Annotated in this window: 12 protein-coding genes; 5 read left to right on the top strand and 7 right to left on the bottom strand. The window is 49.2% G+C overall.

Annotated features, from left to right (window positions below; translation table 11 throughout):
* Window positions 1–242 precede the first annotated feature (242 nt).
* Window positions 243–1,187 carry a glutaminase gene (locus M2298_RS25840; RefSeq protein ID WP_173599825.1) on the top strand — a complete coding sequence of 315 codons (945 nt, stop codon included), beginning with the start codon at window positions 243–245 and terminating at the stop codon, window positions 1,185–1,187.
* A gap of 26 nt (window positions 1,188–1,213) precedes the next feature.
* Window positions 1,214–2,641 carry an alanine/glycine:cation symporter family protein gene (locus M2298_RS25835; RefSeq protein ID WP_122966408.1) on the top strand — a complete coding sequence of 476 codons (1,428 nt, stop codon included), beginning with the start codon at window positions 1,214–1,216 and terminating at the stop codon, window positions 2,639–2,641.
* A gap of 231 nt (window positions 2,642–2,872) precedes the next feature.
* On the opposite strand, the gene M2298_RS25830 is transcribed toward M2298_RS25835, so the two are convergent.
* The 3 genes from M2298_RS25830 to gnd form a co-directional block, all read right to left on the bottom strand.
* Window positions 2,873–5,464 (bottom strand): metallophosphoesterase, encoded by a 2,592-nt coding sequence (locus M2298_RS25830; protein WP_280649251.1) that lies wholly within the window; start codon window positions 5,462–5,464, stop codon window positions 2,873–2,875.
* A gap of 3 nt (window positions 5,465–5,467) precedes the next feature.
* Window positions 5,468–6,733 (bottom strand): class I SAM-dependent methyltransferase, encoded by a 1,266-nt coding sequence (locus M2298_RS25825; RefSeq protein ID WP_280649250.1) that lies wholly within the window; start codon window positions 6,731–6,733, stop codon window positions 5,468–5,470.
* 200 nt (window positions 6,734–6,933) lie between these two features.
* Complete coding sequence (gene gnd / locus M2298_RS25820; RefSeq protein ID WP_173598078.1) at window positions 6,934–7,830, bottom strand: phosphogluconate dehydrogenase (NAD(+)-dependent, decarboxylating); 897 nt, start codon at window positions 7,828–7,830, stop codon at window positions 6,934–6,936.
* Window positions 7,831–8,071: 241 nt separating this feature from the next.
* On the opposite strand from gnd, the gene M2298_RS25815 reads away from it, so the two are divergent.
* The 3 genes from M2298_RS25815 (at window position 8,072) to M2298_RS25805 (ending at window position 12,116) form a co-directional block, all read left to right on the top strand.
* Window positions 8,072–8,941 (top strand): MurR/RpiR family transcriptional regulator, encoded by an 870-nt coding sequence (locus M2298_RS25815; RefSeq protein WP_122966404.1) that lies wholly within the window; start codon window positions 8,072–8,074, stop codon window positions 8,939–8,941.
* Between the two features lie 280 nt (window positions 8,942–9,221).
* Window positions 9,222–10,763, top strand: coding sequence for a gluconokinase (gene gntK, locus M2298_RS25810; RefSeq protein WP_122966403.1), 1,542 nt, complete (start codon window positions 9,222–9,224; stop codon window positions 10,761–10,763).
* 24 nt (window positions 10,764–10,787) lie between these two features.
* The gene (locus tag M2298_RS25805; RefSeq protein ID WP_122966402.1) at window positions 10,788–12,116 is read left to right on the top strand and encodes a GntP family permease; all 1,329 of its coding nucleotides are present in this window, start codon (window positions 10,788–10,790) and stop codon (window positions 12,114–12,116) included.
* Window positions 12,117–12,742: 626 nt separating this feature from the next.
* On the opposite strand, the gene M2298_RS25800 is transcribed toward M2298_RS25805, so the two are convergent.
* From M2298_RS25800 to M2298_RS25785, 4 genes are all read right to left on the bottom strand, one after another.
* Window positions 12,743–13,129, bottom strand: a complete 387-nt coding sequence (locus tag M2298_RS25800; protein WP_280649249.1) for a hypothetical protein — start codon at window positions 13,127–13,129, stop codon at window positions 12,743–12,745.
* A gap of 415 nt (window positions 13,130–13,544) precedes the next feature.
* Window positions 13,545–14,141 carry a pentapeptide repeat-containing protein gene (locus tag M2298_RS25795; protein ID WP_122966400.1) on the bottom strand — a complete coding sequence of 199 codons (597 nt, stop codon included), beginning with the start codon at window positions 14,139–14,141 and terminating at the stop codon, window positions 13,545–13,547.
* A 320-nt stretch (window positions 14,142–14,461) separates the two neighbouring features.
* Window positions 14,462–14,935: a hypothetical protein gene (locus tag M2298_RS25790; RefSeq protein ID WP_173598081.1), complete on the bottom strand. Its 474-nt coding sequence runs from the start codon at window positions 14,933–14,935 to the stop codon at window positions 14,462–14,464.
* A 6-nt stretch (window positions 14,936–14,941) separates the two neighbouring features.
* The coding region (locus M2298_RS25785) for a CdiA C-terminal domain-containing protein (RefSeq protein ID WP_481752863.1) at window positions 14,942–15,589 on the bottom strand (648 nt) is incomplete at its 5' end.

Below are 15,589 nucleotides of genomic sequence, written 5' to 3'. Positions count from 1 at the left end.
ACTATTCTTATCCATAAAACACGTAAACGACAAGTATAGAAAAAATATTTATATAAATGCGTGAAAGCTTTTGTTGGTTTTTGTTTGATTTTGTAGGTTGGTTTTAAAGTGTTCAATATACGATTTTTGCGTGGCGTGGAAGCGCTTTCGCTCCTTGACAAACAGGCTTACAGTACAGGATTTGGGGGGAACGGGGTTTGTTTCAAACAGCAACATCGACAAACAAATGGGAAGCACAGCAGGTGACAGAACATCTGCAACGGTGGGTCGCCTACCATCGCGAGCAAGCTTCAGAGGGTGCATGCGCCAGTTACATTCCCGCTTTGCGGCGAGCAGACCCGACACAGCTCGGCATTTGCATGGTCGGCCCTTCCGGAAACAAAGTGACGGCTGGTGACTGGGAAGTTCCTTTCACCATGCAGAGCATTTCCAAGGTCGTCAGCTTTATCGCAGCTTGCTGTCACCACGGCATGACTTACGTGCTCGATCGCGTGGACGTGGAGCCGACGGGAGATGCGTTCAACTCGATTATCCGTCTGGAGATGCACAAGCCAGGCAAGCCGTTCAACCCGATGATCAATGCGGGCGCCATTACCGTCTCCTCGCTTTTGCCAGGAAGTACGCCGGAACAAAAACTGCACTATTTATACGCAATTTTCCAAAATATTACAGATTCGGCTCCTGTCATTAACGAGGAAGTGTTCGTCTCGGAGTGGATGCATTCACACCGAAACCGTGCGCTGGCGCATTACCTGAAAGACACAGGGTATCTGGATTGCGAAGTCGAGGAAGCGCTGGAAGTGTATTTAAAACAGTGCTCCATTCAGGTCAATACGGAGCAGATCGCGCTGATCGGCCTGGTTTTGGCGCTGGACGGCTATCACCCGTTGCGCGGCGAGCAAGTTTTGCCCAAAGAAGTCGTGCGCTTGGCAAAAGCGTTGATGCTCACTTGCGGCATGTACGACGCTTCCGGCAAATTTGCTGCCTATGTGGGACTTCCGGCCAAAAGCGGCGTGTCTGGCGGAATTATGACACTCGTTCCTCCCAACCTGAGATCACAATCCCCTTTTCCCGGCGGCTGCGGCATCGGCATTTTTGGCCCGGCCATCGACTCATGCGGAAACAGCGTGGCAGGTGTATCCCTGTTGAAGCAGATCGTGCATGAGTGGGATATCAGCATTTTTTAATCCATCTATCCAATCGAGGTGACAACATGCAACAATTTCTGTTAGATGTAACAGCGTCCATCAACGATTTTTTCTGGTCTTATGTTCTGATCGTCATGCTGGTTGTGCTCGGTCTGTTCTTCTCGTTCAAAGGCCGTTTCCTGCAAGTCCGCATGATCAAAGACATGCTCCAAGCGATTCGCGAAGGGAAAAAAGGGTCTGCCGACAGCATCTCTCCTTTCCAAGCTTTCTGTATCAGTATGGCCGCGCGTGTCGGTACCGGAAACATTACGGGAATTGCCATCGCCGTAGCGCTCGGCGGTCCTGGCGCGGTTTTCTGGATGTGGGTCATTGCGATCATCGGTTCTGCCTCTGCCTTCGTGGAAAGCACGCTGGCGCAAGTGTATAAAATCAAAGACAAAGACGGTTTCCGCGGCGGTCCTGCCTACTACATGGAAAAAGGACTGAACAAGCGGTGGATGGGTGCCCTGTTTGCGGTATTGATCACCTTGTCTTTCGGTCTGGTGTTCAACGCGGTGCAGTCCAACACGATTACGCTCGCTTTTGAAAACTCGTTCGGAACAGATCGGCTGACGATCGGCCTGATCATGACCATCGCCTTTGCTGCGATCATTTTCGGCGGAGTGAAGCGCATCGCGAAAATGTCCGAGTATATCGTCATCGTGCTTGCGATTTTGTACATTGGCGTTGCCCTGTTTATCGTCATGATGAACATTACGAAAATGCCGGAAATGATTGCCCTGATTGTGAAAAGTGCCTTTGGCCTGGAGCAGGTTGCTGGCGGTACGCTGGGAGCTGCGCTCATGCACGGGGTCAAACGCGGTTTGTTCTCCAACGAAGCAGGTATGGGTAGCGCACCGAACGCCGCAGCTACGGCTACGACGAGCCACCCTGTCAAGCAAGGTCTGATTCAGGCGTTCGGCGTTCTGACAGACACGCTGATCATTTGCACAAGCACGGCTTTCATCATCTTGCTTTCCGGCGCGTACAAGCAGTCCGATCTGAGCGGCATCGAGCTTTCCCAAGCGGCTCTGTCCATCCATCTCGGCGATTGGGCGTCGGCTACTCTCGCTGTCATGGTCTTCCTGTTCGCTTTCAGTACGTTGATCGGGAACTACTACTACGGTGAAACGAACATCGAGTTTTTGAAAACGAGCAAATTGTGGCTCATGCTCTATCGTGTCAGCGTATTGGCAATGGTTTTGTTCGGAGCGGTCGCCAAAGTGCAACTCGTTTGGGACTTGGCTGACTTGTTCATGGGGCTGATGGTCGTGGTCAACCTGATTGCGATTTTCATGCTCTCCAAAGTCGCCTTTGCCGCCTTGCGCGATTATCAGGAGCAGAAAAAAGCAGGCAAAGACCCTGTGTTCTACAAAGACAGCATCCCTGGTCTGGAAAATGCGGACGCATGGGAAGCCGCTCCTGTTGCTAAGAAAAACGAGCACGCGAGCTAACCTCTTTTCCATTTTCCACTAACAAAAAGAAGCCTGATCATGTGACAGGCTTCTTTTTCATGTGTCCGGCTCTTTCTCGTTCAAGCTTTGTATCCGCTCAGGCAAATCCGCGAAACGGGCAAAACCAACTCTCCCTGTGATTCGCCCGCATGCCATGTCGTTGTCACAAAATGGAGGTCGCTCCTTCGTTGCTCAAAGGCGGACTTGCTTCTTTTCGTATGCGCCCTACCCCTACAGACGAGGGTCGATCTCTTTTTCCTGCGCGACTTCAAACAGCATCGTCGCCACGGTTTGCTGGTACGCTTTGTTCTCTGGTGAAATATCCGCCAGCTTGACGCGCAGCATGCTTTGGCCCAGCTCGTGCTCTTTTTGGGCGGTGCGCAGTTTTTGCCCGATGTGCTTCTGTTTCACCAACTTGCGATATTTGTGCGGGAAACGGTAATCGTAGCCGTAAATGATCGACAAATATTCGGGATTTCGCACCTTCATCGCCGGAACTGTCTTGCCGTTCGGCAGTTCGGGCTTGATGACGATCCCTTCCATTTGCTGCTCCAGTGTCGTCGTTTGGAAAAAACGGGCGGCTTGTTCATACGCCCTGTCTGCGTCGTCCAGATCAATCACGGCGCACTCATCTTCACTGACAAAGCGGTACCACTCAGAAGTTCGGCCATCGGGAAGCCGCTCTTCTCCGTTGGCATCAATCAGCTTGAGCACAGCAAACGGCTTGAAGGCAAGCTCGCCAGACTCTCCGTACAGGACGAGCTGCTTTTCATAAGTCGCATAGGCAGCCAGATGCTGATCGAGCGGAACCAAGCTGTCTTTGATTTCGCGGACGTGCTTGTAGTTTTGGTACAGCGTCGGGCCGTACTGGGCTGCCAACGCGTTTTTCGGGAGATGAAACTGTTCTTTTGCAAATCCGCTGGCGTCGTATTCCCCGATCAGCTTGTGGAGCGCCTGTTCAAAACCGTGCTCCTGCAAGTAAGTCAGCTCGCTTTGCAGAGCGGCACCGATCGGTTTGAACTGCTTTTCGATCAGCCCTTCGCCGATTGCCCTCCATGGCAGCAATTCGCCGTCGAGCAGCAGCATCTCTACCTGATTTTCTTCCATATACGCTGCGAATTTGGCAAGCAGCTGTTCATAAATCGGGGTTAAATCCACCTGCTTGATCTTGTAGCCGTTGCGGCTGACCGCGAAGCAATGCTCCATCGTCCGATGCAAATACACATTGCAGCGCGAGCCCATGTATTTAGGCTGAAGCACCACTTCTTTTACCCCGCGCTCGGCAAAATAGCGCAGTCCCGCTTGCAGCGACTCCAGCTCGCCTGTCGCTTCGTCCTTGTCTGCCGGGGGCATCGTCCCGGAAATGAAATTGATTTTATGTTGCAGGCAGTATTCGAGTCGACGAACTTCTTCGCTGGCAAGCTCGGCAAGTGACACCTCCCGCTTCGTCTGGAACAAGGTCGGCAATGCTTCGGCAATCGCCGCATGTGTGGAGCGCTCTGTTTTGTACTGCGGTCTGTGTGTGATCATGACGGAGGTCAGCGCATTTCCGTGCACGCATCCCGTGTCGAGATGAATTTTGTTTTTCAAACGAAACGCCTGCTTCGCCGCTACGTGTCCGAACAAGTGATACGGATGGTTGCTCACCGCTTCTTCGGCCAAAAAGGTCAGTTGTTGTTCGAGCGCATCCGTCCGGTCAATCCGGATGTTGCGCTGATTGCGAGCGGCAATTGTGTCGAGCTTGCCGATGTATTTGTTTGCGCATGGCGCATGTGTCACGTAATAGGACGGACCTGCAAGCGACTGGACGCGGTAAAACGGCTGCGAAATCGCGTACAACTGGTTGAACTTTTCGTGCAATCGCGGATCGGCGCGCAATACGGCGACAGAGTCGAAGTACGTCTCCAACAACGTCGGCTCCGCGCCCTTGATTTTTCCTTGCAAAAAGTGGTAGACAAAATGCTCGTGATTGCCCAGCACGAACAGAAAATGCTCCTGATTGTCGTACAAAAATTCGATGATCTCGCGAGTTTGCTTGCCTTTATCAATCCAGTCGCCAGCGAGTATCACCTGCGTGTCGCGGACTTTGTCTGTCGGAACAAGCCGATTGTCCTCCAGCTCGTATCCGTAGGCGACAAGCAGCCTTTTCAGTTCTTGGACACACTCATGCACATCGCCAACGATGATGTACTTTTTGTCTGGGGCAAGAATCGTAGCCAAATAGTCTGCCTTGTTTTCGATGTGCACCTCATAGGAAGTCGCGCCATTTGTCCCGTACTCTGCCGCAGCAAAATCTTTGGCCCGGATTCGGTGTATTTTGGCATACCCTTCTTTGGACAAGGCGCGCAGCACTTCTTTTTTCAGCCGCAGGATGTGGCTCGAAATCAGCTTTTTCGACCGCTCGGAGGCGTAATAATCCTCGCGCTTGTGGTAATCGAATAAGATGACTTCCACGTTGTAATGATTTTCCTTCGCGATCTCCCGGACACGCGCGCGAAAATCTTCGGCCAGGCCCGTCGTGTCGACGACCACGAAAGGCGCGTTAATCGGGAAAGACGTGACCAGCCGCAGCTTTTCGAACAGGAGGCGAAACGCTTGTTCACTCGCTTCCAGCATGACCTGATCGTACTTGTCGTACGCATACCCGAGCAGTTCCTGGCGCAATTGATCCGAAGAGATGTACGCCACATTGGCTTGCAGCCGTTTCCCCGCATCCGCGATTCCAAGCTGCGGGATCAGCACTTGCTGGGCAAATGTCGTCTTCCCGCATTCGGTCGGGCCGACGAGCATGAAAATCGTATGGACGTTCGTCGATATACGCATCGGTTACGCCCTCCTTTTTCTGAGAATGACACCTTGTGTCGTCGGCATTCCGTTGACCTGATCGCCGATTTTGACAAACTCGCCCTCGACACCAGCCGTTTGCATGATCTCGTTCATCCACGTCTGGAAAGCTTGCTCGCCCATCTCCCATTTGTGGTCGTCGTGCCGAAAACCGGACAATTCGTAGTACGGATTGAAATCCGCATTCGGTGTCGTGATGATAAAGCTTGCAAAATCGACCTCGCGGCAAAGCTGCAAAATCAGCGCTCTCGCCTCTTTCGTGCTCATGTGCTCGATCACTTCGGTCAAGATGATGTCGACCTGCTCGCCATTGTATTCGAGCAAAAACGAATCGACGGAAGGAAACAGGACGATATTGTCGACCTCTTTCGCCACGGCTTTCCGGTTGACCAGTTCCAGCCGCTCTTCATCAATATCGACCGCGTAATAGCAATGCGCCAGCTTCCCGGCAAAAGCAAGGGCGTAAAATCCTTCGCCGCAGCCGACATCCAAAATCGGGCGCGAAAAGGGCAGCTGTCCCGCAATAAAGTTTCTGCGCTGCATGCCCGTGTTGCCATACTCCAGATGTATCTCGTAACGATCCGTCTGTTCGAGAGCAGCCTTGTATTTGCGATAATGCTCCCGCTTGGGCAAAAAGTTTCGCGAGAACAGGCTGCGAATATAGAAAGGCGCGTCCATCGCCTGGATGCTCTTGATGTATTTGTCGAGCAAGCTGTCGGAAATATCGAGGTGCTCTTTGCCGAACGTCGCCAAAAACAGGCAGAGCACGCTGGTCACTTGCAGCAGGTCGTGCAAGCTTTTTTGCGTCCGAATGGTCAACGCGTAGCTTTTGTCGGCCCTGTGCTCGATTTCGAAGGAAAAGTCTTTGACGTGATTTTGAAAAAAGGCAATGTAGCGCACCAGCTCGATATGAACCATGTTGATGAAAAAAGTATGCGTGTAGCCTGCAACGTCCCGTTCATCGCGCGATTTCAACGGAGCCGAAAAGTATTCGCCAATCGCATGAAGCGGGAACAAAGGCGTGTTGTAACGCGATAGGTTCAAGTATTCAAAATGCTCGTGTTCATACTGTTTATAGGATATTTCGTTGTCGGCATCTTTAAAATAAACGTGGTAGCGGGAAGCATCCGAGTACCACCCGTAGGCGATTCCTTTGCGCACCGACCGCAGCGATAGTCCGGTCGCCGGATTTTTTTTGATCAGAAACGAAAAATCCGGATTGGTGGATTGCAATGATACGATAGCCATCTGTTCTCTCTCCTTCCAGCCAAGCTTGCTTTGTTGTATTTCCATCTTCTTCTATTTGGCTGGACGTGAACAGGGCAGAAGTATTACGATTCACCTTTCCTTTTAGCGATAGGCACAAAAAAAGAACCTGCTTGCACAGGTTCTTGCGTCGTTATTTCTTCGTCAAGGCGTTGACGACATCGTCATCCTTTTTGGTGTTGTTATTTCTTTTCCACCGCATGTCCGCCAAATTCGTTGCGCAGCGCAGCGACAACTTTGCCGTGGAAGGCATCCTCGTCCAGCGAGCGATAGCGCATGAGCAGCGACATCGCGATCACAGGAGTGGCTGCTTGCAGGTCGAGCGCCGTTTCCAGCGTCCATTTTCCTTCGCCGGAAGAGTGCATGACGCCGCGAATGTCATCGAGCTTGGCGTCTTTGCGGAAGGCACGCTCCGTCAAGTCCATCAGCCAGCCGCGGATGACAGAGCCGTTCGCCCACACGCGGGCCACTTCGGCGAAATCGTAGTTGTACTGGCTTTTTTCCAGCACCTCGAAGCCTTCCCCGATCGCTTGCATCATTCCGTACTCGATCCCGTTGTGAATCATTTTCAAAAAGTGACCGCTGCCCGCATCGCCCGTGTACAAGTAGCCCTTGTCCACGTTAATGTCGCGAATCATCGGTTCGATGTGGGCGAACGCTTCCCGATCCCCGCCGATCATCATACATGCCCCGTGGCGAGCGCCTTCCATTCCGCCGCTTGTGCCTGCATCGAGAAAATGAATGCCATTGGCTTTCAACCGTTCGTAGCGCTCTACAGATTGCTTGTAATGCGAGTTGCCACCGTCGATGACGATATCGCCGGGAGCGAGAATCATAGACAGCTGATCAACCAGCTGGTCGACAATCTCCCCTGCCGGAACCATCAGCCAGATGACGCGCGGCGCAACCAGATTCGCTACCGCATCCTCGACAGAAGCAGCCGGAATCGCTCCTTCGCGGCTCAGTTCTTCCGCACGGCTTTTATCTACGTCGTAAGCGACAACCTCATGCTGATGAGAAAGCAAATTGAGTGTCAGATTGTACCCCATTTTACCTAGACCGAGAATCGCAAGTTTCATTCGCGTACGTCACTCCTTTTGGGATGAACTCTGTTAGTTTGTATTATAAGACAAAAATTTTCATATTTCATCAGAAATGAAGAAAATTTTTTCGAAACTAGGAAACGACCGTCTGTTTCTCCTATACTAGCAAGTAGGAAATCATTGCATTTGCCCTGCACGAGCCTTTTTGGCAGTATCTTTTGCTGAAATATAGATGGCATTCCAGTACGATTCAATTCAATTCAGGAGGTCGCATTTCATGCCAGATACAACTTCGCACACGCCTGTCAGTGTGCTTGCGCAGCTGCGCGCCATTTACACACAGTTGAGCGGCAAAGAACAGCAGATTGCCGATTACATTTTGCAGCATGCCAATCAAATCGTTCATTTCTCCATTACCGAGCTGGCCGATCAGTGCCAGTGCGCGGACGCGACGGTCTTTCGGCTTTGTCGGCGGCTCGGTTTTCGCGGGTACCAGGCGTTTAAAATCGCGCTGGCCAGCGAAGTGACCAATCCAAAGCAAACGATCTACCAGGAGATCAATCTGGATGACGACGACATCGGCGCGATTGCCGAAAAAATTTTCACCGCGAATCTGGAAACATTGCGGGACACCCTGCAAATCATCAACAAGGATGAGCTGCTCAAAATCGTCTCCTGCCTGGAAAAAGCGACTCGTATTGAATTTTACGGCTCTGGCGGCTCGGCTGCGATCGCCCAGGACGCCTACCACAAATTCATGCGGACAGGCATTCCCTGTATTCATCACTCGGATGCCCACTATCAGGTCATGTCCGCTTCGCTGCTGACGGAAGGCGCGGTAGCCGTAGGTTTCTCCCACTCCGGCTCCAACAAAGATATTTTGGCAGCCCTGCGCGTAGCCAAGGAGCGCGGCGCCAAAACGATTGGCATTACGAGCTACGGCAAGTCTCCCCTCGTCCGTCTCGCCGACATGTGCTTGTACACGACTTCGCGGGAAACCGTTTTTCGCACGGAAGCTTTGTCTTCCCGCCTCGCCCAGCTCAGCCTGATCGATTTGCTGTACGTGGCGGTTTCCTTGCGCAGACAGGACGATACGATCTCCAACATTCAGCATATCCGAGAAGCTATCTCGCTCAAACGCCTGTGATCAGGCGTTTTTCTTTTTCCCTCCCAAACCATCAAACGGCTATTTTTGGTAATACTATCGATGTGAATATGAAAAATGAAATAATTTTTTTCTTTTATATTAACAAATGAAAAAAATTTCGCTATAATCTCGTTATCAACACGCCACTCGGTTGAAAGCGTATACAAATGATCGTGACTGTTTCCATTCTCTTCGGAGCCAAAAGAACAGGCGGCAAGCGGTCCGATCTTACTTTTAGGAAAACATCGAGACGTTTTTCGCGAAAAAAGGGTGAAAGCACATGAAGCAAAGCTACTTTATCGGTCTTGATATCGGGACAACCAGTACGAAAGCGATTGTCTTCACAGCATCTGGAGCCGTTCGCGGGACTGGCAATATCGACTATCCCCTGCTGGTGCCGAAAGCATCGTGGGCTGAGCAAGACCCGGAAACGATCTTCGCCGCTGTCGTTGCCGCATTGAAACAGGCGATTGAACAAGCGGACATCGGGCAGAACGAAATCGGCGGCATCGGCTTCTCCACCGCGATGCACAGCCTGATTGCCGTAGATGCGCACGGAAATCCCCTGACGAACAGCATCATCTGGGCGGATAACCGCAGCGCGGCACAGGCAGAGCGGCTCAAGGAGGAAGGTGTCGGCCATTCGATCTACCTGGCGACCGGAACGCCGATCCACCCCATGTCGCCGCTTCCCAAAATCATGTGGCTCAAAGAGAATCAGCCCGATATTTCCCAGAAGACAGCGAAGTACATTTCCATCAAGGAATATGTGATCTATCGACTGTTCGGTCAGTACGTGGTTGATTACTCCATCGCTTCGGCTACGGGACTGTTCAACTTGCGCAAACTGGACTGGGACGACGACGCGCTGCAGGTTGCCGGCATCACGAAGCAACACCTGAGCGAGCCAGTGCCGACTACCCATATCCTGCGGGGAATGAAGGTACGCTATGCGGAAGAGATCGGGCTTGATCCCGACACGCCTTTTGTGGTCGGAGCAAGTGATGGCGTGCTGGCCAATCTCGGCATCGGTGCCATCGACAACGGTCAGGTAGCCATTACGATCGGGACGAGCGGAGCTGTTCGGACAGTCGTGCCCGAGCCGATCACCGATCCGAAAGGCCGCACGTTCTGCTACTTGCTGACGGAGAATCATTGGGTCATCGGCGGCCCGTCCAACAATGGCGGGATCATGCTCCGCTGGTTCCGCGACGAGTTCAGCTGGCCGGAAGTCGAAAAAGCGAAGCAGCTGGGCGTCGATCCTTACGACGTCATGATTCAGGCAGCTGAGCATGTACGCCCCGGCGCAGATGGGTTGCTGTTCCTCCCCTTCTTGTCCGGCGAACGCGCGCCCTACTGGAATGCGCAGGCGAGAGGTTCTTTTTTCGGCATCGGCCTGCACCACAAACGGGAGCATTTCATCCGCGCCGTCCTCGAAGGCATTTTGTTCAGCGTATACAGCATTGGCATCGCGCTCCGCGATCTGGCTGGAGGCGCCAAGGAAATTCGCGCATCCGGCGGCTTCGCCCGTTCCAAGGAATGGCGGCAAATCATGTCCGATATGTTCGGCTACGAGGTGCTGATTCCTGAGAGTCACGAAAGCTCCAGCTTTGGCGCCGCCCTTTTAGCGATGCACGCGCTTGGAGCATTGGACAATTTGCATGATGTGAAAAAGATGATTCACATTTCGCACAGGCATGAGCCGGACCTGGAGCGATCCAGCATGTATCTGGAGTTGTTTTACATTTACGAGCGCGTTTACTACAACCTCCTGGAGGAGTACAAGCTAATCGCCAAGTTCCAAAAACAGTTGAACAACTAGACACATCAAACGGAGGGTTCTATCATGCCACTTCTCATTACGTTGATCTCGATTCTCTTCCTCCTCGTTCTCATCACGCGGTTCAAAGTCAACCCGTTTGTCGCGCTGTTGCTCGCGGCCGGGTTTGTCGGAATCGCTTCCGGGATGCCGCTCGTCAAAGTCGTCGACTCGATCAAAGACGGGATGGGCGGAACGCTCGGCTTTATTGCGATCGTGCTCGCGCTTGGCACCATGCTCGGAAAAATGATGGCGGAATCCGGCGGCGCAGAGCGAATCGCCCGCACCTTGATCCGGCTGTTCGGTGAAAAAAACGTTCACTGGGCCATGATGTTCGTCGCCTTTATCGTAGGGATTCCGGTCTTCTTTCAAGTAGGCTTCGTTCTGTTGATTCCGCTCGTCATTACGATTGCCAGACAAACGGGCGTCTCTTTGCTGAAAATCGGGATTCCGCTCATCGCCGGATTGTCCATCGTGCATGGCATCGTGCCTCCGCACCCTGCTGCCATGGCAGCGGTCGATCTGTTCCAGGCCGATGTCGGCAAGACGATTTTGCTGTCCATCATCGTAGCCCTGCCTGCTGCAATCATCGCCGGGCCGCTCTACGGCAGCTGGATTGGCAAGCGCATCCAGACGAGCATCTCGCCTGAGCTTGCAGCGCAAATGGCGGAGCCAAAGGACGAGCGCGAATTGCCTGGCTTCGGAATCACTGTCTTTACCGTGCTTTTGCCTGTGTTTTTGATGTTGCTCGCGACTGTCGCCGATGTAACATTGCCGAAGGAAGACGCCTTGCGCCAATGGGCTGATTTTATCGGCAGCCCGATCACGTCCCTGTTGATTGCCGTCATCATTTCGTTCTGGACACTCGGCTTCAATCGCGGCTTTACCAAAGACGACATTCTCAAATTCACAAACGACTGCCTCGCTCCTACCGCGACAATCCTGTTGGTCATCGGTGCGGGTGGCGCGTTCAACAAAGTTCTGCTGAACAGCGGCGTCGGCGATTACATCGCCGAATTGGCCAAAGCCTCCGCGATTTCGCCCATCCTGTTGGGCTGGCTGATCGCTGCCTTGATCCGCGTAGCTACCGGGTCCGCTACCGTCTCCATGATGACGGCAGCAGGAATTGTCGGGCCTATCGCCCTGCAAGTTCCCGGAACCAGCCCGGAACTGTTGGTACTGGCAACAGGCTCCGGCTCGCTGATCCTGTCTCATGTGAACGATTCCGGCTTCTGGTTGATCAAGGAATATTTCAACATGTCGGTGCAAGATACGCTGAAGTCGTGGACGGTGATGGAGACGATTTTGTCGGTAGTGGCGATTATTTTGATTATGGCATTGAGTTTGGTTGTGTAGGATGGAGGTAGTACAGATGTAATGGAGCAGGGCATTCTTTCTGTGGGATTGGGGGAGTGTCCTGTTTTTGTTTGTGTTGGTTGTTTGGTTTTGTGTTTATGGTTTGGTTTATGAACGGATTTATTAGTTCTTGCTCGATATTATGTGTAATATGTCAACCCCGCCTATTTTTCTTGGCTTTTTTGTTGGTTTATTTAGCACTGGATGGAGTTTTTACAAATTTAAAACAACCTTTATCTTGTCAATATGTAGATTCACTTGGTCTTTTTGTTCCGGGTTATCCCTAATAAATTCCACACATGTTTCTTTCAAGCAATCATAGAAATCTATATTTTTCATAATGATTTCGTTATACGAAGAAGTGTTAATGAAGATCATTATGCCTTCTTTAAATTCAATCTCCTCAGAATGCTCTGGAAGTTCATATCCCATCATATGATCTTGCCACGGCTCTCCATTGGATAAACACTCTGGCACATCAAGTAAATCGCTCTTCAAAAAGGAAAAAAATCTTGAATGACTGGCTGTTTATCTATCAACATAAACCCTCCTAATTACCATAATTTCTTCCCTCTAATACAGAGTGTACTCTTTCTATTTCTCCAGTAGTTGGATTTTTCCATCCTTCAAACAAACTTATACAAGCTTTTGACGTCATCGCCTCCCAAAACACCCGTTGCAACCAGGTCGCCCGCGTCTACCGCCGCGCCCCACAAACCAGCCAGCGTATCCCCAAAAGCCGAAAACTTCCCTTCCACCTCGGCGATCTGGTTATCCAAGGTGCGCTTCGTCATGACAGCGAGAATCCCGTTGGCCGCTACATCTTGCTCAAACGCACTTAACAGTTGCGGAAAAGAATGCCGGGCACTCGCTTCCAGCTGAATGTTTTCACTGCTCGCATTTGCTTCTTCGATTAGCTCCAAGGCATCTCCTGCCGTTTTGACCGTCAATCCTTCTGTGCCGGACAAATGAACAGCCGCCCAGCGTAAACTCTTTGCCTTGAGGGTTGCCAAACGATTGGTCTCCTGGGTCCTGCATTTTTTTCGCTTGCTTCTGGACGGTTTCGTCGCCTTGCGGGGTGTTGCGCACGGAGTTCATGACCATGCCGTCGTCTTCGTCGCCAGGGAAGTATAGCTTGAGTTCGGCATGAAGTGTATAATATCTGATTATTCATCGTTTTCTACATGCCAAAAAGCTCATTCCTACTCGTAATTCAAGTGGAAAGAGCTCTTGAAAGTTTATCAAGTGTTTGCATTGCTTAGCATTTGTTTGTAGGTTGTATTGTACGATCTTGTTATTGGAGTTGTAACCGGGTTTACACAAAATTTTAAACAAGGCCTTAGCATGTGATATCAGAAAAAAGAAGCTACATCGCGAAGTAATATGCATTTGTTGGAATTATTTACAGATCACTACATACTCATTCGCTTATTCGCATTTTTCTAACATCCATTCCCTTGCTTTTTCTGATTCCAACAATATTGGTTTCTCCGATGTACCAATATTTATACTCTCAATAAAGGCTTCTTCTATACCTTTAATATTTTTTAATGTTACTCCGTTTAACAATGTTTCTTTAAATGTCGAAACACTTATATCTACATTTTCTAGTCTTGCCCAACTAAAATCCGTTAAGTAGAACGATGCATTAATCAAATTACAATCTACTAAATATGCATTTCTAAATATTGCTTCCCAACAATCACCTTTACTAAATCTACTGTTTTTAATGACACAGTTAGAAAAATCTGTATATCTAAGATCTGATTTATAAAAATCGCATTTATCTAAATATGCATTTTTAAATGTTGACGAGGCTAATAATGATGTGTAAAAATCGATATTTTCCAGTTTGAGATCATCAAAAGTACACTCTATTAAATATGCTTGTTCAAGAAATGTATCGGATAAATCAAAACTTCTTAAGTCCACTTCATCTAACTTTAACATCTCACCTTCTTTACCAATTGTCTCAACCCACTTTTTATGCAAATCAAACATATTAAGAATATTTCTTTCTTCCATTTTCTCACTCCTTAAGGGTACCACAATATTCTATCTGCTATTCCTGCTTCATCAATTGCTTTCATCAGTTGTTCAATATGCTCAGGCACCATTTTTTTGTATCAATAATTATGTTATATCATGGTGGTATCTGACCATAATCAACCTGTTCAATGTAACGCTAGTACGTTATTTAGGGTATGAAATTAAAGCATTTGATGTGCGTACAAATGAAATTGCGAAATCTTCATACGGGCATTACATAGGTTAGATGTGTTATTGGTTAAATGATGAGCTCATCCGGCACTAGGTGGCCCCACGGATTTATTCACATATACATCTCAGTTTGACAATTCTTTTTCAATATAAGGACGATCAAGTAAACTAAGTAGACTTGTGGTTAAATACTTCGCTTGATACTGGTCTAAAGCGTTATTGACAAATAGCTGACCATTCTCAATTCTAAGCAACTGAGCTGAACCATCTTCTAGAAATAATAGATTTCCATCAATATGTCTTATAAGCTTTCCCATAACTTTAAACAAAAGCTCTAGTCCTTGATAAAATGTATTACCAAACAATTGAATTCTGATGCATACATTAACATCTAAGTTATAATGCTTTCTAACAAAAACGATATCAGAGACATCTTCAATTTCAAGAGCCAATGAAAATAGCTCAGACCCGATAACTATTTCCTCATCGTTACAACTAAATGATGCCTTCTTGTTCGCAAACTCGGTAGTAAATCTTTCTAGCATCTCTCCTAATGAATTATTACCTACATTAGATCGTAAAAACAATTCATAGTCCATTCATTTCTATCCCCCAAATACCCTTGTAATTTCCCCATCTTTCACAATAAATAGTTCTTTTAAGTTCTTTAAATCACCGTTTGGATTTGCTTTTCTTAAAATCCCTTGAATAATTTCGGTCACTTTTTCAGAAGGGAATTGATCTAAATTAAGAACTATTCTTTCTGCTTGTGTTTTAGTCTTTTTGGTTATGTTTCTAAGAATGTTATCAACATTTGTTTCTATTGTTGGTGCATAACAATCAAATACTTTACCTTCAATAACGAAATCTGGATTTGACGACTCTTTTATTCCGTATCCATTACCACCGTTTACTTCATCTAGCATTTCAATGTCATATCCTTGATCTGCCATTAGATTGGCTGTTTCGCTCTCTTTCTTAATACCGTGTGAGTCACCTTTGGTATAGTTTCCTTTAGGTTTTCCACCTTTAGGTAGAGACGGTTCTGTTAGATTAACATCACCCGTCCCCTCAGTCCTCCTCGTCTCCCCTCCCTTATCTTTACTACCCCCACGCCCTCTTTGATCCGCCTCAAAGAAAACATGGTACCCTCCAACTCCGCCTATCCCGTCTGCGCTGGTCTGCCCAATTACAATTCGACCATCAAGCTTCCTGTTCATTTTTAGGATAAGCAAATCAATCACATCTTGCAA

Source organism: Brevibacillus sp. 1238, from assembly GCF_029892995.1.
GTDB classification, from domain to species: domain Bacteria; phylum Bacillota; class Bacilli; order Brevibacillales; family Brevibacillaceae; genus Brevibacillus; species Brevibacillus parabrevis.
This window is presented reverse-complemented; position numbering and strand designations above follow the sequence as displayed.